This window comes from Pseudomonadota bacterium, assembly GCA_039193195.1.
Classification (GTDB): Bacteria; Pseudomonadota; Gammaproteobacteria; order Steroidobacterales; family JBCBZW01; genus JBCBZW01.
In genome coordinates, this window is record JBCCWS010000002.1 from 447,976 (window position 1) to 474,833 (window position 26,858).

The 26,858-nt window shown below is 64.5% G+C and carries 26 protein-coding genes; 21 read left to right on the top strand and 5 right to left on the bottom strand.

The annotated features are described in order from the left end of the window. Positions 1-87: 87 nt before the first annotated feature. The 5 genes from AAGA68_04160 to ubiA all read left to right on the top strand — a co-directional run bounded on the left by AAGA68_04160 (position 88) and on the right by ubiA (position 6,389). Positions 88-2,208 carry a bifunctional (p)ppGpp synthetase/guanosine-3',5'-bis(diphosphate) 3'-pyrophosphohydrolase gene (locus tag AAGA68_04160; GenBank protein MEM9384229.1) on the top strand — a complete coding sequence of 707 codons (2,121 nt, stop codon included), beginning with the start codon at positions 88-90 and terminating at the stop codon, positions 2,206-2,208. 88 nt (positions 2,209-2,296) lie between these two features. Beyond that, positions 2,297-2,683, top strand: coding sequence for a RidA family protein (locus AAGA68_04165; GenBank protein MEM9384230.1), 387 nt, complete (start codon positions 2,297-2,299; stop codon positions 2,681-2,683). Between the two features lie 44 nt (positions 2,684-2,727). Then, a complete protein-coding gene (gene recG / locus AAGA68_04170) occupies positions 2,728-4,833 on the top strand; it encodes an ATP-dependent DNA helicase RecG (GenBank protein MEM9384231.1) in 2,106 nt (701 codons plus the stop codon). Positions 4,834-4,889: 56 nt separating this feature from the next. Further along, entirely contained in the window at positions 4,890-5,495 is a 606-nt protein-coding gene (locus AAGA68_04175; GenBank protein MEM9384232.1) for a chorismate lyase, read from the top strand. A 3-nt stretch (positions 5,496-5,498) separates the two neighbouring features. Next, positions 5,499-6,389 carry a 4-hydroxybenzoate octaprenyltransferase gene (ubiA, locus tag AAGA68_04180; GenBank protein MEM9384233.1) on the top strand — a complete coding sequence of 297 codons (891 nt, stop codon included), beginning with the start codon at positions 5,499-5,501 and terminating at the stop codon, positions 6,387-6,389. 8 nt (positions 6,390-6,397) lie between these two features. On the opposite strand, the gene AAGA68_04185 is transcribed toward ubiA, so the two are convergent. After that, the gene (locus AAGA68_04185; GenBank protein ID MEM9384234.1) at positions 6,398-7,180 is read right to left on the bottom strand and encodes a ComF family protein; all 783 of its coding nucleotides are present in this window, start codon (positions 7,178-7,180) and stop codon (positions 6,398-6,400) included. A gap of 100 nt (positions 7,181-7,280) precedes the next feature. On the opposite strand from AAGA68_04185, the gene AAGA68_04190 reads away from it, so the two are divergent. The 7 genes from AAGA68_04190 (at position 7,281) to AAGA68_04220 (ending at position 13,151) form a co-directional block, all read left to right on the top strand. After that, positions 7,281-8,201, top strand: coding sequence for a methyltransferase domain-containing protein (locus tag AAGA68_04190; GenBank protein ID MEM9384235.1), 921 nt, complete (start codon positions 7,281-7,283; stop codon positions 8,199-8,201). Between the two features lie 214 nt (positions 8,202-8,415). Continuing rightward, a complete protein-coding gene (locus AAGA68_04195) occupies positions 8,416-8,964 on the top strand; it encodes a DUF2244 domain-containing protein (GenBank protein MEM9384236.1) in 549 nt (182 codons plus the stop codon). A gap of 14 nt (positions 8,965-8,978) precedes the next feature. Then, positions 8,979-9,842, top strand: coding sequence for a cytochrome c oxidase subunit II (coxB, locus tag AAGA68_04200; protein ID MEM9384237.1), 864 nt, complete (start codon positions 8,979-8,981; stop codon positions 9,840-9,842). A 26-nt stretch (positions 9,843-9,868) separates the two neighbouring features. Beyond that, complete coding sequence (gene ctaD, locus AAGA68_04205) at positions 9,869-11,467, top strand: cytochrome c oxidase subunit I (protein MEM9384238.1); 1,599 nt, start codon at positions 9,869-9,871, stop codon at positions 11,465-11,467. Beyond that, positions 11,464-11,634, top strand: a complete 171-nt coding sequence (locus tag AAGA68_04210; GenBank protein MEM9384239.1) for a hypothetical protein — start codon at positions 11,464-11,466, stop codon at positions 11,632-11,634. Before ctaD ends, AAGA68_04210 begins: the two co-directional genes overlap by 4 nt. A gap of 42 nt (positions 11,635-11,676) precedes the next feature. Then, on the top strand, positions 11,677-12,210 hold the full coding sequence (locus AAGA68_04215; protein MEM9384240.1) for a cytochrome c oxidase assembly protein: 534 nt from the start codon (positions 11,677-11,679) through the stop codon (positions 12,208-12,210). Positions 12,211-12,281: 71 nt separating this feature from the next. Beyond that, positions 12,282-13,151: a cytochrome c oxidase subunit 3 gene (locus tag AAGA68_04220; GenBank protein MEM9384241.1), complete on the top strand. Its 870-nt coding sequence runs from the start codon at positions 12,282-12,284 to the stop codon at positions 13,149-13,151. Between the two features lie 121 nt (positions 13,152-13,272). On the opposite strand, the gene AAGA68_04225 is transcribed toward AAGA68_04220, so the two are convergent. Continuing rightward, positions 13,273-13,479, bottom strand: coding sequence for a twin transmembrane helix small protein (locus tag AAGA68_04225; protein ID MEM9384242.1), 207 nt, complete (start codon positions 13,477-13,479; stop codon positions 13,273-13,275). Positions 13,480-13,517: 38 nt separating this feature from the next. On the opposite strand from AAGA68_04225, the gene AAGA68_04230 reads away from it, so the two are divergent. The 9 genes from AAGA68_04230 (at position 13,518) to AAGA68_04270 (ending at position 24,186) form a co-directional block, all read left to right on the top strand. Next, entirely contained in the window at positions 13,518-14,312 is a 795-nt protein-coding gene (locus AAGA68_04230) for an SURF1 family protein (protein ID MEM9384243.1), read from the top strand. Between the two features lie 5 nt (positions 14,313-14,317). Beyond that, a complete protein-coding gene (locus AAGA68_04235; GenBank protein ID MEM9384244.1) occupies positions 14,318-14,959 on the top strand; it encodes a hypothetical protein in 642 nt (213 codons plus the stop codon). Positions 14,960-14,969: 10 nt separating this feature from the next. Beyond that, positions 14,970-16,061 carry a COX15/CtaA family protein gene (locus AAGA68_04240; protein ID MEM9384245.1) on the top strand — a complete coding sequence of 364 codons (1,092 nt, stop codon included), beginning with the start codon at positions 14,970-14,972 and terminating at the stop codon, positions 16,059-16,061. Beyond that, on the top strand, positions 16,058-16,987 hold the full coding sequence (gene cyoE / locus AAGA68_04245) for a heme o synthase (GenBank protein ID MEM9384246.1): 930 nt from the start codon (positions 16,058-16,060) through the stop codon (positions 16,985-16,987). The genes AAGA68_04240 and cyoE overlap by 4 nt, the downstream gene beginning before the upstream one ends. Positions 16,988-17,082: 95 nt before the next feature. Beyond that, complete coding sequence (gene uvrD / locus AAGA68_04250; GenBank protein MEM9384247.1) at positions 17,083-19,257, top strand: DNA helicase II; 2,175 nt, start codon at positions 17,083-17,085, stop codon at positions 19,255-19,257. Between the two features lie 61 nt (positions 19,258-19,318). Continuing rightward, the gene (gene trkA, locus AAGA68_04255; protein ID MEM9384248.1) at positions 19,319-20,695 is read left to right on the top strand and encodes a Trk system potassium transporter TrkA; all 1,377 of its coding nucleotides are present in this window, start codon (positions 19,319-19,321) and stop codon (positions 20,693-20,695) included. Between the two features lie 16 nt (positions 20,696-20,711). Further along, positions 20,712-22,178: a TrkH family potassium uptake protein gene (locus AAGA68_04260; protein ID MEM9384249.1), complete on the top strand. Its 1,467-nt coding sequence runs from the start codon at positions 20,712-20,714 to the stop codon at positions 22,176-22,178. A 4-nt stretch (positions 22,179-22,182) separates the two neighbouring features. Next, positions 22,183-22,773 carry a TRAP transporter small permease subunit gene (locus tag AAGA68_04265; GenBank protein ID MEM9384250.1) on the top strand — a complete coding sequence of 197 codons (591 nt, stop codon included), beginning with the start codon at positions 22,183-22,185 and terminating at the stop codon, positions 22,771-22,773. 33 nt (positions 22,774-22,806) lie between these two features. Next, entirely contained in the window at positions 22,807-24,186 is a 1,380-nt protein-coding gene (locus AAGA68_04270; protein MEM9384251.1) for a TRAP transporter large permease subunit, read from the top strand. Here the strand turns inward: AAGA68_04270 and AAGA68_04275 are convergent. From AAGA68_04275 to dctP, 3 genes are all read right to left on the bottom strand, one after another. Next, the gene (locus tag AAGA68_04275; GenBank protein MEM9384252.1) at positions 24,177-25,004 is read right to left on the bottom strand and encodes an ATP-binding cassette domain-containing protein; all 828 of its coding nucleotides are present in this window, start codon (positions 25,002-25,004) and stop codon (positions 24,177-24,179) included. The two genes, AAGA68_04270 and AAGA68_04275, sit on opposite strands and share 10 nt — an antisense overlap. A 144-nt stretch (positions 25,005-25,148) precedes the next feature. Next, positions 25,149-25,745 (bottom strand): hypothetical protein, encoded by a 597-nt coding sequence (locus AAGA68_04280; GenBank protein MEM9384253.1) that lies wholly within the window; start codon positions 25,743-25,745, stop codon positions 25,149-25,151. Then, on the bottom strand, positions 25,738-26,844 hold the full coding sequence (dctP, locus tag AAGA68_04285; protein MEM9384254.1) for a TRAP transporter substrate-binding protein DctP: 1,107 nt from the start codon (positions 26,842-26,844) through the stop codon (positions 25,738-25,740). The genes AAGA68_04280 and dctP overlap by 8 nt, the downstream gene beginning before the upstream one ends. Positions 26,845-26,858: the final 14 nt, after the last annotated feature.

Here is a 26,858-nt window from a genome sequence, read left to right on the forward strand (position 1 = left end):
CCGCTGACCGCCATCCCGCGTGGGCGCGAGTCTGCCGGTCTGCGCGAGCTGCTGGCGGCCACCCGCAAGTACCTCTCCGCCAGCCAAGTGGCGACGGTCCTCGATGCCTATCACTTCGCGGCGAGCGCCCACCGGGGCCAAACCCGGCGCACGGGCGAACCGTACATCACCCACCCGGTCGCCGTCGCGCGCATCCTGGCAGACCTGCACCTAGACCAGCCGAGCGTGGTCGCCGCCCTCCTGCACGACACAATGGAGGACACGGGCACCGCGCGGGCACAGATCGAAGAGCGCTTTGGTGGCCAGGTCGGCCACCTCGTCGACGGCGTTAGCAAACTCGAACAGATCCGCTTCCAGTCCAAGGCCGAGCAACAGGCGGAGAGCCTGCGCAAGATGCTGTTCGCGGTGACCGACGACATTCGCGTGATCGTGGTCAAACTCGCCGATCGCCTGCACAACATGCGAACGCTAGGCGCGCTAAAGCCCGAGAAGCGAAGGCGCATTGCCCGGGAGACGCTCGAGATCTACGCACCGATGGCGAATCGCCTCGGCATCAACACGGTGCGCGAGGAGCTTGAGGACCTGGGCTTTCGCCACTTGAGTCCGTATCGCTACGAGGTGATTGCCCGCCACCTGGATAAGCGCACGAGCAAGCGTACGCAGCTCGTGCGAAGCGTTGCCGGTGACCTCAAGAAAGCGCTGAAGAGCAGCGGGCTCGCCGCTGCCGTGACCTGGCGCGTGAAGTCGCCCTACAGCGTCTATCAGAAGATGCGCAAGAAGAGCCGATCCCTGCGCGACATTACCGATGTGATCGGATTCCGCGTGGTGGTCGATACGGTCGATGACTGCTATCGCGCCCTAGGCGTGCTGCACCAGACTTACAAACCCGTACCGGGTAACTTCAAAGACTACATCGCGCTGCCTAAGGAAAACGGATACCAGTCCCTGCACACCACCTTGTTCGGCCCCAAGAGCGAGCCGCTGGAGATTCAGGTGCGTACGGGCGACATGGAGAAGGTGGCGGAGTCTGGAGTTGCCTCCCATTGGCTCTACAAGACAGGTGAGGGCAGTGATCTCGGCAGTGAGTCGAAGGCCCGAGAGTGGCTGAAGGGCTTGATGGAGCTGCAGCAACGCAGCGATTCGGAGGAGTTTCTTGAGAGCGTCAAGCTCGACCTGTTTCCGGACAAGGTGCTGGTGTTCACTCCCCGTGGCGACATCAAGCGCTTGCCCCGGGGTTCCAGCGCCGTCGATTTCGCCTACGCCGTGCACACTGACGTAGGCAATCGATGCGCGGCAGTGAAGGTGGACCGTCGTCTGGTGCCGCTGCGCACGGAGCTGCAGAGTGGGCAGACGGTGGAGGTGATCACCTCACGCAACGCGAAGCCGAATGCGTCCTGGCTCAACTTCGTGGTGACGGCGAAGGCGCGTACGGGCATACGCATGTTCCTGCGCGACATGAAGCGCGGCGAGGCGATCAACCTGGGAAGACGCCTGCTCGAGGCGGCCTTGGTTGACATCGACCTGTCCTTGCGTCGCGTGCCTGAAGATCGAATGATCGAGGTCCTGGAAGAGCTCGAACTCGACGATCGCGACACCCTATTCGAGCAGATCGGCATCGGCGGCCAGCTGGCGCCGCTGGTGGCGAGCCGCTTGGCAGTTGCGGGCAGCGACGAGGGTTTGTCGGACGGAGTGCCTGTGGCCGTGGCGAACGCTCGCCGAGGCACCTTGGCAATTCACGGCACCGAGGGGTTGGTCGTCGAGTACGCGCGCTGCTGCTTCCCCATCCCCGATGATCCCATCCTGGGCTATGTGAGCGCCGGCCGCGGCGTGGTCGTACATCGGGAGTGTTGTCGTCGCGTCGCTGGCTATCGACGCGATCCGCAAAAATGGATACCCCTCCAGTGGGAGACCGAATCCGGCGTGACCTTCGCCGTTGAGATTCAGGTCGAGGCCGCGAATCGCACGGGCGTACTCGCCAAGGTCGCTACCCGCATCGCTGACTACGGTTCGAACATCGAGAAGGTGGCCGTGGTTCAGCAGGAGGGGCAAAACTCCTCGCTCGTCTTCTTGCTCCACGTGACCGACCGGCGCCAGCTGGCGCGCGTCATGCGAGGGGTGCACGCCATGTCCGAGGTGCTGAAGGTGACGCGTTCTTGCGAGAAGGCCGCCCGCGAGCAGCGCCTTGGGGACACCCCGGAAATGCCCTGAGACCTGCGCCAAAGGGGCCATGGCGGCGCGTGCGCGCGCCGGTTACGCTTGCGCCAACCACTCTCCACCCTTTGCGGAGCGCAGCGCCATGACCACCAGTCGTCAGCCCATTCACACCGATCAAGCCCCCGCCGCTATCGGGCCGTACTCACAGGCCGTTCGCACCGGCGATCTGGTGTTTCTCTCCGGTCAGATTCCCCTAGATCCCACATCCATGGAGATGGTGGAGGGCGACATCGATCAGCAGATTCGCCAGGTGCTGGAGAACCTCTCCGCTGTCGCTCGTGCCAGCGGAGGGAGCTTGGATCACCTGGTGCGGGTCACCGTGTACCTGATCGACCTTAGCAACTTCGCTCGCGTCAACGCACTGATGGAGGAGTTCTTTACGGCACCCTATCCGGCGCGCGCGGCCGTGGGCGTGAGTGCTCTGCCTAAGGGGGCGCAGGTGGAGATGGACGCCATCCTGGCGCTTTGAGATCGCTAGTCCGTCCGATCTAGGTCGAGGGTGCCGGTAGTCCTATGAAAGCGCCCGATGCCAACCACGCCACGGCGCAATCCGTGACGATCCTGCGTGGCGTTGGCCCTACCCTGGCCGAACGCTTGGCACGCCTTGGCATAGAGCGCCTGATCGACCTTCTACTGCACCTCCCGACGCGCTACGAAGATCGCACGCGCGTCGTACCTATCGCTTCCCTAAGGCCAGGTGCGCGAGCGGTGGTGGACGGCGAAGTGCAACGTGTGGAGAGTACCTTTCGACGCCGTCGCACGCTGCTGGTGGCGCTCGACGATGGCAGCGGCGTCCGCCTCACCTTGCGCTTCTTTCACTTCTCCCGCGCCCAGCAGGCAAGTCTGAGCCGAGGTCAGCGCCTGCGGGCCTTCGGTGACGTGCGCAGTGGCAGTGGCGGCGTGGAGATGGTGCATCCGGAGTATCAGCTGCTGCGTGGAGATGCCGTTCCAGAGGCGCCCGAGCACCTGACGGCGATGTATCCGGTGACCGACGGTCTCGGTGCTCCTCGCCTACGATCCTTGGTGGAACAGGCCCTGCGCATACTGGCGCGCCATCCGCTGCCCGATCCTCTCGCCCAGGTGGGGACGCTCGTCGGTCTGCCGTCACTTAATGAAGCTATTCGTCTCCTGCATCTGCCGCCCGCGCAGGCTGACTTGGAGGCCCTAGAGGCTGGGCGCCATCCCGCGCAGCGACGGCTGGTCTTCGAGGAGTTGCTCGCCCACCAGCTCAGCCAGCGTTTGCTGAGGGCCAGCTTGCGCACGGATCCGGCACCCGTAATTCGAGCCGATGGTGCGCTGTTCGATCGCTTTATCGCCAGCCTGAGCTTCAGCCCCACGCAGGCCCAGCGGCGCGTGATCGAGGAGATCGTGACGGATCTGGGCGATGGCCAGGCCATGTTGCGGTTGGTGCAGGGCGATGTGGGGTCGGGCAAGACCCTGGTCGGCGTCGCCGCCAGCCTGGTCGCCGTCGAAGCGGGCTTTCAGGTGGCCTTGATGGCGCCCACGGAGCTGCTCGCCGAGCAGCATGCGATCAGCTTTGAGCATTGGTTACGACCCTTGGGCGTACTGTCTCTGCGGCTTACGGGGCGACTCAAGGCCGCAGAGCGCCGATCGGCGCTCGCCGCCCTCGACAGCGGGGAAGGTCAGGTGGTGGTGGGCACCCACGCCCTGTTTCAGGAGCAGGTGTCCTTCGCACGCTTGGGGTTAGTAGTGATCGATGAGCAGCACCGCTTCGGCGTTCACCAACGCCTCGCGCTACGCGAGAAGGGTCTCGACAGCCAAGGGTTGGCCCCGCACCAGCTGGTGATGACGGCGACCCCGATCCCGCGCACGCTCGCCATGAGTGCCTACGCGGATCTCGACACCTCGATAATCGATGAGCTGCCTCCGGGGCGTACCCCGGTGCGCACGGCTGCCGTCCCTACGTCGCGCCGGGCCGAGCTGGTGGCCCGTATCGCGCAGCAGTGTCGCAGCGGGGCACAGGTGTATTGGGTCTGTCCGCTGATCGAAGAGTCCGAGCACCTCAACGTGAGCGCGGCCCAGGTCCGCGCCGAATCGCTTGCGCAGGCCTTGCCGGAGCTGCGTGTGATGCTGCTGCACGGACGGATGGCGAGCGCCGAGCGCACGGCCACTATGGCGGATTTTAAGGCGGGTCGTGGCGACATACTGGTGGCGACTACGGTGATCGAAGTGGGCGTGGACGTGCCGAACGCAAGTCTCATGATCATCGAGAACGCCGAGCGGCTGGGGCTCGCGCAGCTGCACCAGCTGCGCGGTCGGGTCGGGCGTGGCACGGCCCAGTCGAGCTGCGTGCTGCTCTACGAACCGCCCCTGGGCCAGCTGTCTCGGGCGCGCCTAGACATCATGCGCCGCTCCAACGACGGCTTCGAGATCGCGGAGAAGGACCTGGAGCTTCGCGGCCCGGGCGAGGTGCTCGGTACGCGTCAGACCGGCGTGGAGAGTTTTCGCGTCGCCGAGCTGGTACGCGATGCGGACCTGCTGCCCGACGCCAGAGCACTGGCGGACACACTGCTGGCGGGCGATGGCGAGGCACGGCGCACGGTCGCCCTGCTCACTGACCGCTGGGTAGGGAAGGACGCGCGCTACGGGGCCGTCTGATCCCTCTGGAGCGCGGCGGCGAGATATCATGGGCGCAGACAACCGTGGAGACCCCCTTGGCGAGCGAGCTTCCATCACCCTGGCGATTGGCCCAGGAGCATACAGGCTTTCCGGGCGGCCCCCTTGGCGAACTGCTGACCTTCGAGGGCTCCCTTACGGAGGAGCTCACGCGTCTCGGAGATGGGGATTTCCATCTCCAGCTGACCGCCCAGGAGAGGTTTTCCGAGCAAGCCAAGGACGCGCTTCTCACCCATGAGGATGCTGAATGCTGGCTGCCTGGTTTGTGTCGCGAGGTAATGATGTACGTGGCGGGCCTGGCGGCCGTCGCCGCGCGCACGCTTGTTCCTGACACAACGGCGCACGCGCAGGGGTGGCTCGGCGAGCTAGGAGGCCGCTCCCTCGGGCATGCTCTTTTCGAAAGGAATGATGTGCGCCGTTCGCCCTTCGAGTTTGCTCCCTGCACCTACCAGGGTGATGTGGTGCAGCGGATTCTGTCCCTCTCGCCGCAAGCGCTGGCGGTCCAGACGTCTGAGCAGCCCACGCTCTGGGCCCGTCGCTCGCGCTTCCAGGTCGGCCAACACCCACTGCTTGTGATGGAGGTGTTTCTGCCGCCCGCCGCGGCCCTGGTGCAGTCAACGCCCACCTTGGGCGCTGCTCGCTGATCGATGGTAGCGCCTGCCGCGCCTCCGCCCGCGGGTTCCAGCAACTGGTGGCAAGCATGGCTGCGACTGATCCGCTTCGACAGGCCCATCGGCACCCTGTTGGTGCTATGGCCCACCTTGTGGGGCCTCTGGTTTGCGAGTGAGGGCGAGCCGCAACCGCTGGTGTTCGCCGTTTTCATGGCTGGGGTCTTTCTGATGCGCTCGGCTGGCTGTGCGATCAACGACTTCGCTGACCGCCGCATAGACGGTTACGTGAGCCGTACGCAAGGGCGGCCCCTCGCAACGGGGGAGCTGACGCCGGCGACGGCGCTGTGGACCGCGGTGCTGCTAACCCTGGTCGCCTTCGCCTTAGTCTTGCTAATGAATTCACTGACTATTGCTCTGTCCGTAGTCGCTGCATTTCTCGCTGCAAGCTATCCTTTCACGAAGCGCATCACGCACTACCCGCAGTTCTACCTCGGGGTGGCCTTCGGCTGGGCCGTGCCGATGGCGTTCGCCGCACAGACGGGGCAGGTGCCCTCCCTGGCGTGGGTCGTATTCGCGGCCGTCGTGCTGTGGGCGGCTGCCTACGACACTGTGTACGCGATGGTCGACCGGGAGGACGATCTGGCGATCGGTGTGAAGTCTACTGCCGTGCTGTTCGGGCGTTTCGATGTGACCATCGTCAGCGCCTTACTGGTAGCGGTGGTCGCTTTGCTGTTAGCCGCTGGCGGATTGGCCGGGCGCGGCTTGTGGTTTTACGGCGGCGTGGCGGTCGCAGCCGGTCAGGCCCTATGCCAAGTGCAGCTGATTCGCACACGAGAGCCCGCCCGGTGTTTCAAGGCCTTTCTGTCCAACGATGCCTTCGGCCGTTTCGTGTTCATCGGGCTGGCCTTGGACTACCTCTTTACCTGAAGTGTCGGTCACTTGGCGCCAGGCCTGAAGCGACCGGCTCGTGCGCATGCCCAAATCTCTACGTGCTGGGCACCCGCCTGGTAAAGGGCTGCGGTGACCGCGGCGGACGTGGCCCCCGTCGTGAGCACATCATCGACGACCGCGACGTGGGATGGGGGTGCACTGCCGTGCCAGCGCATGACGTCGATGAGGTTGTGCAGGCGGGCAGCGGCGTCCAGCTTGGCCTGGGCGGGGGTCCAGCGTGCACGGCGCAGGGCGCGCAAGTCGGTGTCGATGACGCAGGGTAGCTCTCGGCTCAGGGCGTGCGCGAGAAAGGCCGCATGGTTGAAGCCGCGCTGCGCGCGTCGAAGGGGGTGCATGGGCACAGCGGTGATCAGATCTGGCCAGTCTTCGCGGGCGGGACGCGTCGCGCGCAGGCTGAGGGCCAAGGCGCTCGCCAAGAACTTCCCGTCGCTCAGGCTTCCCCCGAACTTCAGTCGATGGATCATTGCATCGACCGGAGGCGCGTAGCGCAGGGAGGTGATCGCGCGGTCCCACGCAGGCGGCGCAAGTTCGCAGGCCACGCAGGTCTCAGTGGGCACCCGAGTATCAATCGGTGCGGCGCATTGAGCGCACGCCAGCGCGTTCCAGGGCAGCTCCTCGGCGCAGGGCGCGCAGACCGCCTCGTATGCGGTGCGCTCGGGCTTGTAGTCAGATGGCAGCGGCAGACCGCACACCAGGCAGCTGCGTGGCAGGACAGCGTCAAGCACGTGCTCGAGCAGCCTGCGGCAGCGATCGAGGTGGGATGGCATTCGGCTAGCCTGCAGGGGGCAATGCCGGCTCACGACCCGACTTTCTGCGCTGGAGGCCTGGATTTGGAACCGGCGCAGAACACGGCATACTGCGCGGCCGATGACTGCCCCTACCCAATCCCCAATGCCCGCAGCCGTGGATCGGCGCGCCCAGCGCCAGTTTCACGAGCGCCATGCGGATACAGCGGCCTGCGCCGATCCCCTTAGCGCGCGGACACGGGAAGACCTGATCGAACGGCTGGAGCTGATCACCCTGGAGCCCTCGCGGGTGTTAGACCTCGGGGCTGGTGATGGGGAGGCGGCGCGGGTGCTGGCGCGGCGCTATCCAAAGGCCCAGGTGGTCGCTCTGGACCATGCCGCCGGTCGTTGCACGAGAGCCCGGCGAGCTCGTGGATGGCGGCGGCGCTACCAGGTGGTGCGTGGGGATCTGCACGCGCTGCCGTTTGCCGACGGCAGCGTGGATCTGATCTTCGCGAATCTGGTGCTGCAGGACTGCACGTCCCCGGACGCTGCCCTGCGCGAGTGTCGTCGCGTGTTGCGCCCGGGCCGCGGCCTGCTGACCTTCGCTACCCTGGGGCCCGCCACCCTGACCGAACTGCGCGAGGCTTGGCGCGCCGTCGACCCCGCGTGCGACGCCCACGTGCACGACTTCGTCGATATGCACGACTTGGGTGAGGCGCTCGGGCGTGCCGGCCTGTGCGACCCGGTGCTCGACGTCGACCGTCTCCAACTCACCTATTCATCCATCGATGCGCTGGGCCAGGAACTGCGGCGAGCGGGCGCTGCCTGTGCCCTAGCGGCGCGCCGACGGTCGCTTACTGGCGCAGGACGTTGGCGCGCCCTGCGCGCGCATTGCGCTGAGCGCTTGGACGATAGCGCTCGCCTGCGCATCACTGCGGAGTTGGTGTTCGGCCACGCCTGGGCATCCCCTGTCCCCCCACCCGCTGGGCCTTCGGGCGTCGCTCCAAGTGGGGATACTGCAGTCGCGATACCGCTGGCCAATATCACCCGTCGATCGTGAGAATGACGTCCTCAGCTGGCCAAAATCGCAACGTAATCAGTTGCTCCCAGAAGACCGTCGGGCCGCCGTCGGCGTGCATCGCGAGACGCGATCCGCGCAGCTGTCGATCGTCCGCGCAAATCACGTAATTTCAGCTGTTTACTAAGACTTGGTTTGTTGCTGTGGCGGCGCTTCTTGGCATACCATTCGGCCTCGGAAGTTAGCTGAGCCCGCAATGACCGACCGTCCGTCGCCGCCGTCTACCACCTCGCTGGTGATCAGTGGCAACAACTCCTTGACCGCCCGTGACAGTCTCCTGTTCTACGGCAGTGTTTTGGGAATGACGACCTTAATTTCGGGTGGTTGGGCATTGCTGGGTTACTGGCCCGTGCTGCCCTTCGCCGGCTTCGAGCTCGCCCTGCTCGGCAGCGCCCTGTTCCTGATGCATCGGCGCGCCAGCTACCGCGAGCTGGTGGTGATCTCGCCCCAGGAAGTGCGCTTGGAACGCGGTCGTCCCCGCGATCGCGAGGTGCTCGAGTGGCCGAGCCCTTGGACGCGCGTCGAACTCGCGGCGGCATCCGCGCCGGGCAGTCGGCGACGCTCGCAGCTGCTCATCGTGTCTTCCGGCAAGCGAACGGAGATCGCCGCAATGATCACCGAGCAAGAGCGCCGCGCGCTGCACAAACGCCTTCGCGAGCTGCTGGCGCAAGCACGCTCGGAAGCTGCCACAACAACACTGGGCCCTGACGAAGTCATCCCAGCTAAAGAATCTACTAACTGTTGATCGAGGAAGTCGGCATGTCACACGCCAAGAGCCACCTGGCTCGTCTACTCGCCGGGCTCGCCGCGCTGGCCGCTCTGTTCGTCGCGCCAGCGGCCTTTGCGGCCTGGGACCTGAACATGCCCAAGGGCGTGACGGAGCTCAGCGACGACATCTGGAACCTGCACATGCTGATCTTCTGGGTGTGCGTCGCCATCGCCGTGGTCGTCTTCGGCGCCATGTTCTACTCGATCTTCAAATTCCAGAAAGCCAAAGGCGCCGTGCCCGGCAACTTCAACCACAGCACTACGCTCGAGATCGTCTGGACCGCCGTTCCGGTCATCATCCTCGTCGCCATGGCCATCCCGTCGGCGCGCATGCTGGTGAAGATGGAAGACACCCGTGACCCCGATCTGACGGTGAAGGTCACTGGCTATCAGTGGAAGTGGGCCTACGAGTACCTCGATGACGAGTTTCAGTACTTCAGCAACATCGACGCCCTGTCGAACCAGATCCGTCAGCTCGACTCCGGTATGGATCCGAGCCAGCACGAGCACTACCTGCGCGACGTAGATGAGCCGATGGTGGTTCCCGTTGGCGCCAAGGTTCGCGTGCTGATCACCGCGAGCGATGTCATCCACGCCTGGTGGGTGCCGGAGATCGCGCGCAAGAAGGACGCCATCCCTGGCTTCATCAACGAGTTTTGGTTTCGCGTGGAGCAGCCCGGTGTTTACCGGGGCCAGTGCGCCGAACTGTGCGGCCGCGACCACGGCTTCATGCCCGTGGTGGTCGACGCGCGCGCCCCCGAGGACTACCTCGAGTGGGTGAACGAGCGCCGCGTGCTCGCCGGCCTGCCGCCCCGTCCCACGTCTGACGCCACCGTGGCGGCTGCGTCCGAATAAACGATTACGTTCGAGGAGTCCTTCCCATGAGCAGCAACCCGGGCGTCATCGACGGCGCACACGAGCACGATCACCACGATGACCATGGCCCCGCCAAGGGGATCATGCGTTGGGTGACCACCACCAACCACAAGGACATTGGCACGCTGTACCTGCTGTTCAGCCTCGTCATGTTCTTCGTCGGCGGCGCCATGGCCATGGTCATTCGCGCCGAGCTGTTCCAGCCGGGCATTCAGCTGGTCGACCCTGGTTTCTTCAACCAGATGACCACCATGCACGCGCTCATTATGATCTTCGGCGCGGTGATGCCGGCCTTCGTGGGCCTTGCCAACTGGATGATCCCGATGATGATCGGCGCGCCGGACATGGCCCTACCGCGCATGAACAACTGGAGTTTTTGGATCCTGCCCTTCGCGTTCTCCACGCTCCTGCTCACGCTGCTGATGCCCGGCGGTGGTCCGGCTGGCGGTTGGACCATGTACCCGCCGCTCGTGCTGCAGACCGGTGACGCCTTCCCGTTCCTGATCTTCGCCGTTCACCTGGCCGGTTTCTCCTCGATCATGGGCGCGATCAACATCATCGTGACCATCATGAACATGCGTGCCCCGGGCATGGCGCTGTTGAAGATGCCGCTCTTCGTTTGGGCTTGGCTGATCACCGCCTACCTGCTCGTGCTGGCCATGCCGGTGCTGGCCGGTGCCGTGACCATGCTGCTCACGGATCAGTACTTCGGCACGCGCTTCTTCAACGCCGCTGGCGGCGGTGACCCGGTTATGTTCCAGCACATCTTCTGGTTCTTCGGGCACCCCGAGGTGTACATCATGATCCTGCCGGCCTTCGGCATCGTGTCCGAGATCATCCCCACGTTCTCGCGCAAGAAGCTGTTCGGCTACGAGTCGATGGTGTACGCCACCGCGTCCATCGCCTTCCTGTCGTTCATCGTGTGGGCGCACCACATGTTCACGGTGGGCATGCCGCTCTCCGGCCAGCTGTTTTTCATGCTGACCACGATGATGATCGCCGTGCCGACGGGCGTGAAGGTATTCAACTGGATCTCCACCATGTGGAAGGGCTCGCTCACCTTCGAGACGCCGATGCTCTTCGCCTTGGCGTTCCTCTTCCTGTTCACCATCGGCGGTTTCTCGGGCCTGATGCTGGCCATCGCCCCGGTCGACTTCCAGTACCACGATACTTACTTTGTGGTTGCCCACTTCCACTACGTACTGGTGCCAGGGGCCGTGTTCTCGATCATGGCGGCGGCCTACTACTGGCTGCCGAAGTGGACGGGTAACATGTATAACGAGAAACTCGGCAAGCTGCATTTCTGGCTGTCGGCGATCTTCGTCAACGTGCTTTTCTTCCCGCAGCACTTCCTGGGGCTCGCCGGCATGCCGCGACGTATTCCGGACTACCCGACGGAGTTCACCGACTGGAATGTGATCTCCTCCATCGGTGCCTTCGGCTTCGGCCTGTCGCAGCTGCTGTTCGCCTACATCGTGATCAGCTGCATCCGTGGTGGCGAGAAGGCGACGAGTCAGGTGTGGGAGGGTGCGACCAGTCTCGAGTGGACCTTGTCCTCGCCGCCTCCCTACCACTCCTTTGAAGAAGCGCCGGAAATCCGGTGAGCGTGGAAACGACGGAGCACAGTTCGGGCGACGACGGCGCTGGTCAGCGCACGCCGGCGCAGCCGGACAGCAAGAAGATCGCCCTGAGCGCCGCGGCGCTCGGGGTGGTGGCGCTGCTGATCTACGGCACCTACATCACCGCCGTCGTGCTGCGCACGGGCGGCTGAGCGAACGTCGTGGACCCGCGAAGCCAGCAACAGGACGCGCGCGTGAACGCTAGCAGCGCTCGCGTGCTCACGGCGAAGCTCGCGCTCATGGTCGTTTCCATGTTCGCGTTCGGCTATCTGTTGGTGCCGATCTACAGTGTGTTCTGCGACATCACGGGTCTAGGCGGCAAGACCGGCGACCGTGCCGAGCAGGTGGTCGAGGCGCCTGACCTCAATCGCGTGATTACCTTGGAGTTCGTTGCGTCCGTCAACCAGTCGGCGCCGTGGCGCTTTAAGCCAGTGAAAGCCAAGATCCAGGTCCATCCCGGCAAGCTGTACACGGCAGACTTCATCGCCGAGAACCTCACCGGCGTGGAGCGCATCGGCCAAGCCGTGCCCAGCGTCTCGCCAGGTCATGCGGCGCGCTACCTGCGCAAGACCGAGTGCTTCTGCTTCGAACAGCAGGAGTTCCAGGCGGGCGAGGAGCTCGTCATGCCCGTTCGCTTCATCATCGATCCGGCACTGCCGGACTACGTGGATACGCTAAGCCTCTCGTACACGTTCTTCGACGTGACGCGGGTGGCGTCGAGTCATTGAATTCGCTGTGAGACGGGCCACATAAGAGAGTCCCGCTCACCCAAGAGAAAACCGCTAACTTGGAAAAAGCTATGGCCACCGCTAACCAGGAAAAATACTACGTGCCCCACGGCAGCCATTGGCCGATCGTGGGGTCCCTAGGACTGTTCTCCCTCGCCATCGGCTCGGCGATGGCCTTGAACAACGCCGCGGGAGGTGCGCTGCTCGCCTATCTCGGTGCCGCCACCATTATCTGCATGCTGTTCGGTTGGTTCGGTACCGTGATCCACGAGAGCGTGAACAATTTCTATAATGCGCAGGTGGACCGTTCCTTCCGTCAGGGGATGATCTGGTTCATTGCGTCGGAGGTGTTCTTCTTCGCGGCCTTCTTCGGCGCCCTGTTGTATGCGCGGCAGATGTCGCTGCCCTGGCTCTCCGGCGAGGCCAACAACCTCTTCACCAATCTGTTGCTCTGGCCGGGCTTTGAGAACGCATGGCCGAGTAACGGCCCAGGCGTGGTCGGCGGTGAGTTTGAGGCCATGGCCGGCACCGGTCTGCCGGCGATAAACACGCTGATCCTGCTCACCAGCGGCGTCACCGTGACCATCGCACACCACGCGCTGAAGCACGGTCAACGCCAGCTATTGAACCTGACCTTGGCGGCCACCGTCGCCCTGGGCTTCATCTTCGTAGCGCTGCAGATCTCCGAGTACAAGGAAGCCTACGGGCACATGAACCTGACCTTGGGCAGCGGCATCTACGGATCCACCTTCTACATGCTCACAGGTTTCCACGGCCTGCACGTGACGCTCGGCGCGATCATGCTGTTGGTGGTGCTTCTGCGTTGCTTCAAGGGCCACTTCTCGGCGGAGAACCACTTCGCCTTCGAGGCGGCGGCCTGGTATTGGCATTTCGTGGACGTGGTGTGGCTTGGCCTTTACGTCTTCGTCTACTGGCTCTGATCGGGCGGGTAGCCACTTTTACTCGAGGGGTCCTCGGGACCCCTCGAGACGAGGCGGCGGCGACCTTCGAGGCGGGTCGGCCGCCGCTTGCCATCTGCCCTAGCGGCAACTCGTCTCGCGACTAACCGAGCGCGTTGGCATTGGGTTGGATGATCCCGGCCCAGTAGAGCAAAAACAGCAGTGCGAACAGCCCAACGGACAGGCTGATGCGGATCTTCAGCGCCTTCAGGGTGGCGTCGGTTTTGCCGGCGTCCCGCGCAAGGGAGAACAGCGCTGATCCCAAGCTGCCGACGATGCCCAGCAGAATGATAAGGACAAGTAAGCGCATGGCGACGGTCTCCGACAAACAAGGCGAGGCAGTATAGCGTGGGGGTGAAGCTCGGCAATCGACGCTTCGCGCCCGGCTTGTGGCCTACGCTTGCCGTCGTTGTGGTGCTCCCCGCCTTCCTGTGGTTGGGCAGCTGGCAGCTCGATCGCGCGGCCTTCAAGCGTGAGCGCCTGGCGGCCTTCGAAGCGCCGGAGCCCAGTGACGTGCTATCCATGTCGCAAGTGCTTAAAGAGCAATACGATGCGGGCAGCGGTGTCGGTGTGCGCCACGTGACAGCCGAAGGCGCGTACGACTCCGGCGCGCGCCACATTCTGTTGGAACAGATGAATCACGGGGGCAAAGCGGGCTTCTACGTGCTCACGCCGCTGCGGCTCGCCGACGAGCCCGCGCATTGGGTGATGATCAATCGCGGCTGGGTGGAGCGAGACTACGCCAACGACGCGCTGCCCAGCTTGCCGGCCCTGGACGATGAGCCGCGTGATCTGCGCGGCCTCTTGAAGGACCTACCCGTGCCGGGGCTGCGCGTTGCCTCAGCCTTGCCCTCCCAGGCTAACCTAGCTTTCCCATTAGCTATGCTGTACCCCCGTGCGGGCGATCTGCAGCAGGTTCTCGGTGAGCCAGTCTACGACGGCATGGTGTTGCTCGATCCGGCGGCGCCGGACGGCTTCGTCCGGGAGTGGCAGCCACGGATCGATGGACCGCAAAAACACATGGGCTACGCCGTGCAGTGGTTCTCCTTCGCCGGTACCTTGCTGGTCCTCTATCTGATTCTTAACTTCAAGCCCGCGGATCGGGCGGCGCAAAGCGCTGCCGTTCGCCGCGCGGCGGGGTAATCGACATGAGCGTTTCAGAGGTCTCCTCGATGAGCCAAGCACCGGATCCTGCCGTGCGCAGTGGCCAGCTGAAGTTGTCGGCCCTGGCGGCCCTGTTCTTTGGGCCCGTGGTGTTGGCCTTCGTGATGTACTACGGCGGCATCGGCGAGAAGCTCGCGGGCGGTGACGTCAGCCACGGGGAGCTGATCCAGCCGACCGCCCCGATGCCTTCGCTAGCGGCGCTACCTGTGCTGCAGGAGGGTCGCCTGCAGACGGAGGAGCCCCTGCGTCGGTTCTGGAACGTGGTCCAGGTGACTGGCAACGGCTGCACGGTGGGCTGTGTCGAAGCCCTCGAGGGCAGCGCTCGCGCCCGCTCGCTGCTGTCGAAGTATCTCGACCGCGTGAGCCGCGTGCTCATCGTGACCGGTGACACCTTGCCCGACCTGGCTTCGCTTTCCGCGCAGCATCCGGACCTGGTGGTGCTGGACGCCCGCGCCCTCGGAGCACAGGCGGACGCCCTCGCGCGTCTGACCTGGGATGGTACGGAGGGCGTAGCCCACGTGACCGACCCACTCACCAACCTGGTGCTACGCTACCCGCCCGAGCAGGACCGAATAGCCCTGTTCCACGACCTGAAGCGACTGCTGAAGCTGTCGCGCATCGGCTGAGGGGGCTCGTATGCTGTTTCATCGCTTGAGCCAGTTGGCCGCAGCCCTCGCCCTTCTAGTGGTGGTGCTAGGTGCTTGGGTACGTCTGACCGATGCGGGCCTAGGCTGCCCGGATTGGCCCGGTTGCTACGGCCTCATAGGCGTGCCCACGGCAGAGCACGAGGTGGCTCAGGCGAACGCCGCGTTCCCCGAGCGACCGGTGGAGCAGGGCAAGGCCTGGCGTGAGATGATTCATCGCTACCTGGCCTCGACGTTAGGTCTGCTGGTGCTCACGCTCGCCGCCATGGCGGTATCTCATCGCCGGCACGATCCGCAGCATCCGCTCCTGCTGCCACTGGCGTTGGTGGCTTTGGTGATCGCCCAGGGCATCCTCGGCATGCTCACAGTGACCCTGCTGCTCAAACCGGTAGTGGTGATGGGGCATCTGCTTGGCGGCATGAGTACTCTCGTGCTCCTGTGGCTGCTCGCCCTGCGCAGCGCGCCGCCCGCCAGGGAGGCGAGCAGCGGTATGCCCTTGGCACCCATGCTGCGCAAGCTATCGCTGGTGGCCGTGGCCGTCGTGTTCATGCAGATCGCCCTGGGAGGCTGGACCAGCACCAACTACGCGGCCATGGCCTGCCCCGACTTCCCCACCTGCCAGGCCCAATGGTGGCCCGACGCGGACTTTGGTGAAGGCTTTGTGCTCTGGCGCGGACTCGGCGTGAACTACGAGGGAGGTGTGCTGGACGGCCCGGCCCGCACCGCCATCCACCTCGCTCACCGGATCGGCGCGGTGATTACGCTGCTAAGCGTGGGCGGGATCGCGCTGTTCCTATTCCTGCGAGGTCGCGCACACGCCGTGCGAGCGAGCGCGGCGCTGACCCTGGGGGTGCTCGCAGCTCAGCTCTCGCTCGGCATCGTCATCGTCCTCAAGATGCTGCCTCTGGGGCTCGCGGTAGGCCACAACCTCACCGCGGCGCTGCTCTTCTTAAGCGTGGTCACGCTGGCCCATCATACGTGGCGAGTCCGTGTTCATGCCCCAGCCCTGGCCGTCGAGCAAGCCCATACGGTTGACGAGCTGGCGACGATGGGTGCCCTGGCGAGCAGGGGAGCCGTTTCATGAGGCCGCAGAGCGAGACGATTGACGAGACTGCCGGAGAGCATGGACGTGCCACCCTGCGCCTCGCTGACTACTACGAGCTGTGTAAGCCGCGCGTCGTATTCCTTATCGTGTTCACGGCCTTCGTCGGCATGTTGCTGTCTACGCCGGGCCTGATCGGCTGGGAACCTCTGATCCTCGGCAACCTCGGTATCGCCCTTGCGGCGAGCTGCGCCGCCGCGCTCAACCACGTCCTCGACAGCCGTATCGACGCGCTTATGGCGCGTACAGAGCGGCGGCCCTTGCCCACGGGGTCCCTCAACGAACGTCAGGCGCTCACCTTTGCGATCAGCCTCGGCATCGCGTCGATGCTGATCCTGACCATCGGCGTGAATACCTTAACGGCTGTGCTCACCTTCGCCAGCCTGATTGGCTACGCAGTGATCTACACCGTCTGGCTGAAGCGTGCCACACCGCAGAACATCGTCATCGGCGGCGCGGCCGGCGCCGCACCTCCTGTCCTCGGGTGGGCGGCAGTGACCGGCGAGGTGCACGCTCACGCACTGATCCTGTTCCTGATCATCTTCATCTGGACGCCCCCGCACTTCTGGGCCCTTGCGATTGCCAGGCGCGAAGAGTACGCCAGGGTAGATATCCCGATGCTGCCGGTGACCCACGGCGAGGCCTTCACGCGTTTGCACGTGTTGTACTACACGGTCTTGCTCATGCTGGTGACGTTGCTGCCCTACCTGACGGGTATGAGCGGCCCGGTATACCTGATTGGGGCCCTACTGTTGAATGCTCAGTTCATGCGCCTGGCGTGGACCATGTACCGCGAGCCGGCGCGGCGCGCTCTGCCCATGCAGACCTTCAAGTACTCGATCAGCTATCTATCGCTGCTGTTCGGGCTGTTGCTGGTGGATCACTACGCCATGCTTGCCTTCGCCTAAGAGAGTCACCCCGATCACCTTGGCGTGCTGTGAGATGATGAGAGATCGGCAACCGCACGCGCGACGGCGCACGTAGGCAGCTAAGCGGCGAGGCCATGGACGTCACCTCCATCATCGATTCCCTGAACGACGCGCAGCGCGCGGCGGTCACCGCGCCCATGCAACCGGCGCTTGTGCTAGCCGGCGCCGGCAGCGGCAAGACCCGTGTGCTGACCCACCGGGTCTCTTGGCTGGTGCAGGTGGAGAACACCCCCACCTACCACTTGCTCGCCGTGACCTTCACCAACAAGGCGGCCGCGGAGATGCGGGGGCGCATCGAATCGATGCTCGGCGAGCCTTCCGGGCCCTTCTGGATCGGCACCTTCCACAGCCTTGCCCACCGCCTGCTGCGACGCCATGCGGCGGAGGCGCACTTGAAGCCAGACTTCCAAATCCTCGATGCCGATGATCAGCTTCGCCTGATCAAGCGTACGCTGCGCGAGATGGGGTTGGAGGACTCGCGCTGGGCTCCGCGCGATGTGCGTTGGTTCATCAACAAGTGCAAGGATGACGGCCAGCGCCCGCAACACCTGAGCGTGGAAGGCGACGACATCAGGCAGACCATGCGCAGTGTCTACGCCGAGTACGAGATAGCCTGCGCCCGCGGCAATGTGGTCGATTTCGCCGAGCTGCTGCTGCGCGCCCACGAGCTGCTGCGTGACAACGATCAGGTGCTCGGTCACTACCAGGAGCGCTTCGCGAGCGTGCTGGTAGATGAGTTCCAGGACACCAATGCCATCCAATACGCCTGGCTGCGAATGCTCTGCGGCAAGGGCGCCATGCCCTTTGTGGTTGGTGATGACGATCAGTCCATCTATCGCTGGCGTGGCGCCCGCGTCGAGCACATTCAGAACTACTCGCGCGACTTTCCCACCGCCGAGGTGTTCCGCCTGGAGCAGAACTACCGCTCCTCCGGCAACATTCTCTCGGCCGCGAACGGCCTCATCAGCCACAACAGTTCACGCCTCGGTAAGAACCTGTGGACGGACTCCGGCGATGGCGCCATGTTGCGCCTCTACTGCGCCTTCAATGATCGCGACGAAGTGGAGTTCGTGATCAACCGCATTCGCACCTGGCACGAGCAGGGCGGTCAGCGCCAAGAAGTGGCGGTGCTGTATCGCTCCAATGCTCAGTCCCGCGTCTTTGAAGAAGGTCTCATGAACGCCGGCATGCCTTACCGCGTGTACGGCGGCCTGCGCTTCTTCGAGCGCCAGGAGATCAAGGACGCCCTCGCGTACTTGCGCCTGGTGAACAACCGAGATGATGACTCGTCCTTCGAGCGCGTGGTGAACTTGCCCACGCGAGGCATCGGTGCGCGCAGCATGGAAGTCATTCGCGAGCGGGCCCGAGGCGACGGCAGCAGCCTGTGGCAAGCCTGCCTGACGCTGCTAGAGGAGGGCCTGTCGGCGCGTATCGCCCGGGCCTTGCGTGAGTTCATGACCCTGATAGAGCAGCTGGCACACCAGGTCACCGATCTCGACCTCCACGAGCAGGTGGACGTGGTGATCCGGGCCAGCGGTCTGGTCGAGCACTACCGTCAGGAGAAAGGCGAGCGCGGCGAGCAACGCATCGAGAACTTGGACGAATTGGTCACCGCCGCGCAGGCCTTCCAACCTGATGAACAGGACGAACTGCCGCCCCTCGAGGCGTTTCTGGTGCATGCGGCCCTGGAGTCCGGTGGCGAGCAGGCCAGCGAATGGGATGATTGCGTGCAGCTGATGACCCTGCACACAGCGAAGGGCTTGGAGTTCCCGCTCGTGTTCATGGTCGGCTTAGAGGCGGGCCTGTTCCCGCACAAGCGTTCTATGGAAGATGTGGACGGCTTGGAGGAGGAGCGACGCCTGTGCTACGTGGGCATGACCCGCGCCATGCAGGAGCTTTACCTCACGCACGCAGAAGCGCGCAGGCTGCACGGCGCCGAGCACCGCGCCGCGCCCAGCCAGTTCCTGCGCGAGATCCCGCGCGAGCTGATCGAAGAGGTGAGACCTCGGGTGCGTGTGGCGCGGCCCTTTCAGGCCTCGCGTCCCTACGGGCGGCCCGCGCCAGCCCGCTTGGCGGAGGATACGCCCGGCGTTCAACTAGGACAGCGCGTACGTCACGGCAAGTTCGGCGAAGGTGTGGTACTGAATTTCGAGGGTGACGGGCCTCACGCCCGCCTTCAGGTCAACTTCGAGCAGGCAGGTACCAAGTGGTTGGTGATGGCGTATGCGAACCTCGAGGTGCTCGGCTGAGCACCGAGCTATCGTGCTGGGTGTTGCGAGCAATGCACGGTAGTAGGACCAGGGCGCGGGCATGAAGATCATCGTCCTCGGCGCAGGCCAGGTGGGCACCACGGCGGCGCGCCACCTGGCGCAGGAGCAGACCAACGATGTCACGGTGGTCGACCTAAACGCCGACACCCTGCAGGAGCTGCAGGACCGCCTGGACATCCGCACGGTGCATGGTCACGCCGCCCACCCCACCATCCTGGCTAAGGCCGGCGCCCAGGATGCAGACATGATGATCGCCCTCACCGACAGTGACGAGACCAACATGGTCGCCTGTCAGATCGCCTTCTCACTCTTCCGCACGCCCACCAAGATCGCGCGCATCCGCGCCAACTCCTACATGGTGGAAGATCGCCTGTTCGGGCCCGAGGCCTTGCCCGTGGACGTGCGCATTAGCCCCGAGCAGTTGGTCACCGAGTACATCGAACAGCTGATTCGCTATCCCGGCGCCCTGCAGGTGCTGGACTTCGCCGAAGGGCGTGTGCGGCTGGTCGGTGCCCGCGCCCACGCCGACGGATTGCTCACCGGTCTGCCTCTTAAGGAACTGCCTAGCCACATCCCCGATGTTGAGACTCGCGTTGCCGCCATCTATCGCAAGGGCGAGAGCATCCCGCCCGAGGGCGAGACGATTGTGGAGAAAGGCGATGAGGTGTTCTTCATTGCCGCGCGCAAGGACATTCGGGTGGTCATGGGGGAGATGCGCAAGCTGGATAGCCCCGTGCGTCGCGTCTTTATCGCTGGCGGAGGCAATATCGGTTTCCGCTTGGCGAAGAAACTCGAACGCACCAACCAGGTGAAGCTGATCGAACGCAATCGCGACCGCGCCCGGGAGATCTCCGAGAAGCTTGAACGAACGATCGTACTGACTGGAGATGCTGCTGATCGCGAGCTGCTGCTCGAGGAGAACATCGATAGCGCCGACGTGTTCGCCGCCGTGACCAACGCGGAGGAGGCCAACATCCTCTCCTCCATGCTGGCCAAGCGCATGGGAGCAAACAAGGTGATGGCGTTGATCAACCGGCCGGCCTACGTGGATCTAGTGGAGGCGAGCTCTATCGACGTAGCGCTCTCGCCGCAGCAGATCACCATCGGCTCGCTGCTGCGCTACGTGCGTCGCGGCGACGTGGTCAAGGTGCACTCCTTGCGCCGCGGTGCGGCGGAGGCGATCGAGGCCATCGCCCACGGTGATCGCGAGAATTCCCGCGTGGTGGGGCGGCGCATCGAGGAGATTCGCCTGCCGCAGGGCGCGCGCATTGCGGCCCTCGTGCGCGGTGACGAGGTGCTCATGGCCCACCACGACACGGTGATCGAGGCCGATGATCATGTCATCATCTTCTTGACCGACCGAGCCAAGGCAGCGGCCGTGGAGAAGCTTTTCCAAGTGGGTGTGACCTTCGTGTGAGCGAATCTCCGCCGGCATGAATACCCGCGTCGTGCAGTGGATCCTCGGGGTGCTGCTGATGCTGTTTAGCATCACTATGCTGCCCCCGGCCCTAATCGCCGTCGCCTACCATGACGGCAACGCGCTCGGCTTCGCTCGTGCCCTCGGTCTAACGGCGCTGTCGGGCTTGCTCATGTTCGTGCCCGTACGGCGCTTGTCCGCGGCCCAGCGAGAGAACCTGCGCTTGCGCGATGGGTTCGTCGTGGTGGCCGGGTTCTGGATCGTGCTGGGTTTGTTCGGCGCGATACCGCTGCTGCTGCTGGTCACGCCGGTGATGAGTCTTCCCGACGCCGTGTTCGAGTCCATGTCAGGGCTCACCACCACCGGCGCCACGGTGCTGACCAACATCGAGGCGCAAGCGCCGTCGGTCTTGTACTACCGCCAGCAGCTGCAGTGGCTCGGAGGTATGGGCATTATCGTGTTGGCGGTAGCGGTGCTGCCGATGCTCGGCGTGGGCGGCATGCAGCTATACCGGGCGGAGACGCCCGGCCCGATGAAAGATAGCAAGCTTACGCCGCGTATCACCGAGACGGCAAAATACCTGTGGCTAGTCTACCTGGGGATGACCCTGGCCTGTTTCCTCGGCTACTGGTCTGCCGGGATGAATGTGTTCGATGCGGTGGGGCACAGCTTCTCCACCGTGGCCATCGGCGGTTTTTCCACCCACGATGCCAGCTTCGGTTGGTTCGAGAATCCGGTGGTCGAGGTGCTCGGCATCGTCTTTATGTTTTTGGCTGGGGTGAACTTCTCCCTTCACTTTGCCGCCGTGCGTAGCGGCGGGCAGCTGCGGACCTATATCCGAGATCCGGAGTTTCGTTACTACTTCGGCTTCATGGTGGTGCTCGCCTTGATTTGCGTGGCCTACCTCGCCATCACCGAGTACTACGACTCCAATACGGAATCGATCATTCAGGCGGTGTTCCACGCGGTCTCAATCGCGACCACCACCGGATTCGCTACGGACAACTACACGGCATGGCCCGGTGCGTTGCCGGTGCTGCTGGTGTTGGCGAGCTTTATCGGCGGTTGCGCGGGTTCTACTGCCGGCGGTATGAAGGTGGTGCGCTGGGTCCTCATCTACAAGCAAGGCATGCGCGAGGTGTTCCGCCTCGTCCACCCGCACTCTGAAGTGCCGGTCAAGCTGGGCAATCGCGCTGTCCCCTTGCGCGTGGTGGAGTCCGTCTGGGGCTTCTTCTCCGTGTACCTGGTGGTATTCGGAAGCTTCCTGTTGATGATGATGGTCACGGGCCTCGATCCCCTCTCCGCCTTCGGCGCCGTGGCAGCCACGCTCAACAACTTGGGCCCGGGTCTGGGCGATGTTGCGGGCAGCTTTGCCACCGTGCCCGACGCGGCGAAGTGGATTTCCGTGGGCGCGATGCTGCTCGGGCGGCTCGAGATCTTTACACTGCTGGTCCTACTCACGCCCACCTTCTGGAGGCGATAACGAGATGGACGAGGTGTCGGCGGCGCGCCGATCGGACCTGCTGGCTCGGAGCGTGCGCGCGATCGAGGGAGTGTGCGCCGGCGTTGGGCAGGTAGTGGCCTGGTGTACCTTGGCGATGGTGCTGCTCACCTTCGTCGTGGTGGTGCTGCGCTATCAGTTCGAGTTCGGTCGCATCTGGTTGCAGGAGCTCTCCACCTGGATGCACGGCCTGGTGTTCCTGCTGGCGGCGGCCTACACGCTGCAGCTCGATGAGCACGTGCGCGTGGATCTGTTCTATCGGCGCATGAGCGAGCGCCAGCGGGCGCTGGTGGATCTCTCCGGGGTCTTCGCCCTGCTGTTGCCCGTCGCAGGCTTTGTTCTGTGGAGCACCTGGCCCTACGCGGTGGCCTCCTGGGTGCGCCAGGAGAGTTCGCGGGCGACGGACGGACTGCCCTTTCCCTTTGTGCCCTTGGCGAAGAGCGCACTCGTGCTGATGGCGATTTTGGTCATCTTTCAGGGCCTAGCGCTCGCCCTGCGGGCCGTAGCGACCTTGCAGGGGCGGCCCCTAGAACGGCCCAAAGCGGCGCCGACGGTGCTCACCCATGTGCTGTCGTGACGCGCTTGCGCGCTGCGCCGGCGAGGCGAAGGCATGGCCCTAGCGCTGTTCGCCGCTGTGGTGTTGGTGCTGCTGGCTGGCTTCCCGGTCGCCTTCTCTCTGGCAGGCACGGCGCTGATCTTTGCCCTGATCGGCACGCTCACGGGCACCTTCGATCCCACCTTCCTGGGCGCCACGCCAAACCGCATCTATGGCGGCGTGATGAGCAGCGAGATTCTCGTGGCCGTGCCCCTATTCGTATTCATGGGCGTGATGCTGGAACGGGCGCGCATCGCGGAGGATCTCCTCGGCACCCTATCGGATTGCTTCGGTCGCCTTCGCGGCGGTCTTGGCCTGGCGGTGACGCTCGTGGGCATGCTGCTGGCGGCAAGCACGGGCATCGTTGGCGCCACGGTGGTAACCATGGGGCTGCTGGCCCTGCCGACCATGCTCAAGCGTGGCTACAGCGCGGAGGTGGCCGCGGGCACGATCTGCGCGTCGGGCACGCTTGGGCAGATCATTCCGCCCTCGATCGTGCTCGTTCTATTGGGCGATGTGCTCTCCACTGCATACGCGCAGGCTCAACGGGACATGGGGATCTTCTCGCCTGAGTCGGTCTCCGTGGGGGATCTGTTCCTCGGCGCGTTGGTCCCGGGCCTACTGCTGGTGGGACTCTACGCTGCCTGGCTGTTGGTGCTGACGGTTGTGCGCCCGGGGAGTATGCCGCCCGGGAGGGCGGAGACGACGCAAGGAGCTGGCGACCCACGCCCATTGGCGTTGCGGGTGCTCTTCGTGTTGCTGCCGCCCCTACTCCTGATCGTCGCTGTGTTGGGGTCGATCATGGCGGGCATCGCGACACCAACGGAGGCCGCGGCGGTGGGGGCGGTCGGCGCCCTAGTGCTCGCCGCGCTCCGCGGTGAGCGATCCTTCGCTACGCTGCGCGAAGTGGTGCAGTCGACGGCGCGCGTCTCCAGCATGGTGTTTATGATTCTGATAGGCGCCTCGATCTTCTCCCTCGTGTTCCGCGGCTTTGGTGGGGATGAGCTCGTGCGTGAGCTGCTGGCGGATCTTCCCGGTGGCACGGTGGGCGCCCTGGTGGCGGTCATGTTGCTCATGTTCGTGCTCGGCTTCGTCCTCGACTTCATCGAGATCACCTTCGTGGTGGTGCCGATCGTGGGGCCTGTGCTGTTGGCCATGGGGGTGGACCCCGTGTGGCTCGGCGTGATGATCGCTTTAAATCTACAGACCAGCTTTCTTACGCCGCCCTTCGGTTTTGCCTTGTTCTACCTGCGTGGGGTGGCGCCGGCGAGCGTGCAGACGGAGCAGATCTACCGCGGCGTGCTGCCCTTCGTGCTGCTGCAGCTGCTGATGCTGGGGATTCTGGCCGTGTTCCCAAGCCTTGCGACCTGGCTGCCGGAGTTGATCTACGGCTGATGCGGTAGGGCGACGAAGTGCCCGCCGATGCCGTGCACCTCGATCGGCGTGCCGTACAGAGTGCTTAGGTTGGGGCCTGTCAGCACGCGGTGCTTCGACCCGTCCGCGACGATCGCGCCCGCCTGCAGCAACACCACGCGGTCGATCGCCGGCGGGATCTCACTGACCTGATGGGTGACCAACACGATCGAGACACCGTCGCGCAGGAGTCCGTTTAGCGTGTGCTGCAGGGAGATGATGCCGGCAAGGTCTAGGCCTGTGCACGGCTCGTCCAACACCAGGGCGCGCGGCTCATGCACCAATGCGCGGGCCAACAGGAGGCGTCGCTGCTGGCCCGTCGACAGATCTGCGAAGCGCGTGTGCTGCAGGTCCGCAAGGCCCAGGCGTTCTAGCGTGGAATCAGTCTGATGTAGCTGCTCCGGCGTGAATCGGTAGTTGATGCCGTGGGTGCCGATGCTGGCAGCAAAACCCGAGAGCACGACGCTGCGGCCGGTTGTCTCCGGCAGGAAGTTCGCCTGTAGGTCCGGGGAGACGATGCCAAGTTGGCGCCGCAACTCGTGCACCACCCAGCGCGATTGGCCGAGCACGTGCACGTGGCTGCTCGCCTTCACGGTGGGGTACACCTCGCGCGTAAGCAACTTCAGCAGGGTGCTTTTGCCGGCGCCGTTCGGGCCCAACACGACCGCGCTCTCACCGAGCGGGACGCTCAGGGAGAAGTCTTTGAACACGCAGTTCTCGCCCCGCCACACGGTGGCGTTGACGATGTCGATGAGGGTGTCTGGACCCTCGTCCTGTGGTGAACTCTCCGGACTGTTCAAGTGCTCGCCCGCCCGTTGCGTAGCCGGGAGTGCCCCGGCGAAAGCGCATGATCGCGCGGCGGGCGATCGCACTCAACTACGTAGTTCTACGGAGTGCGAAGGGAACCGCTCCGCTGGGGCTCCAGATTTTACTCAATGGCCGCGTCAATTCTCGAAGGCAGTCTTTGAAATCTCGGCACAGGCGCCTGCGGTGGGCTGCGGCTCCTCACCGCGCTGACGGACCCAGCAATCGTCCAGGACTGAGCAGTAGCACACCTGCCATGTCAGGGCTTCCATGGCGCTGGCCAGGGTACGCGCCGTCTCATTCCACCCCTGTGCTGGGTCCAGGTCGCCCGCAGGATAGCGGAAGGCGCGCATTTCTTCTTGCGGCGACAGTACGGTACTGGCCAGGGCGCTGGTGAGGTAGTTTGACCAGGTGAGTCCGTGACCGGCAGGCAGGCTCGCGTCGATGATATCGCCCCAGGTGGTGTAGCTACCTCCGCCTGCGTCGGTGACCGCAACGTGCTTGATGAGCGCCGGCCCAATGCCCTTGTTAACGACTTCAAGGGCGAAGCCGCTGCTGTCGTAGCTGATGCCAAAGTCGAGGTAGGGCCACACGGCGGCGCGTTCCTGGGCGCGCATCAGGCGCACCTCCGAACGCATCACATTCACCTCGAGCACGGACACGAACAGGGCGGCGAGGCTGACCGCGATCGCGAGGGTCGCGACCAGCATCTCCACCCGCGCCTTGCGCTCAGCCATCGCGCGACCGCACGTAGGCCTGTTCGGAGATGGCGATCCAGCGGGCGGCGCGGGCCTGGAAGTCGGCGTAGGAGCGATACACCTTGGCGAATTCATCGTCGCTGCTGGCGAGCTCTTCTAGCACCTCGCGTGACAGGGTGCGCATGCGATCGATCACATCGTCGGGGTAGGGGCGCACGTCGATGCCGTGCTCGTCCTTCAGGGTGCCAAGGGCCGGGCCGTTGAACGCGGTGTACTCGGAGATCATCGCCGTGTTGGCCGCTTGGGAGGCGTAGTGCACCACCGCCTGCAAGTCTGCAGGGAGTGCCTCCCAGACCTGGCGGTTGACGATGCACTCTAGGGTTGGACCAGGTTCGTGCCAGCCGGGGTAGTAGTAGTACTTCGCCGCGTTGTGTAGGCCAAAGGCGAGGTCGTTGTAGGGGCTCACCCATTCGGTGGCGTCGATGTTGCCGGTCTGCAGCGCGGTGAAGATCTCTCCGCCGGGCAAGCTGACCGGCACGCCGCCGGCGCGGCGCAGCACCTCGCCGCCAAGGCCCGGAATGCGCATCTTCAGGCCCTTCAGGTCCCCCACGGAGTTGATCTCACGGTTGAACCAACCGCCGGCCTGCACGCCAGTATTGCCGGCTGGGTGTGGCACCACGTCGAAGGGCGCGTAGAGCTCGCGCCAAAGATCCAGGCCATCTCCGAAGAAGAGCCAGGCATTCATCTCTTGCGGGTTCATTCCGAAGGGCACGCAAGTGAATAGCTGGGCGGCCTCGGACTTGTCCTTCCAGTAGTAGGACGCGCCGTGACCTAGCTCCGCAGTGCCACTGGAGACCGCATCGAATACTTCAAAGGGTGGCACCAGCTCACCCCCGCCGTAGATGCTGACCTCGATGCGCCCGCCGCTCATCTGCTCGATCGCCTTGGCCACAAAGTTGGCACCGCCGGTAGCGAGGCCGGGCAGGTTGGGCGGCCAGGTGGTGACCATCTTCCAGCGGTACTTCTTCCGGGTGATGACGGCGGGGGCGCCCGCGCTCTCGGGGCTGTCGGCGCACGCGGCGAGACCGGCGGCAGCGGCGCCACCGGCGAGCGCGCTGATGAAGTCACGTCTTTGCATCGGGGCCTTCCATG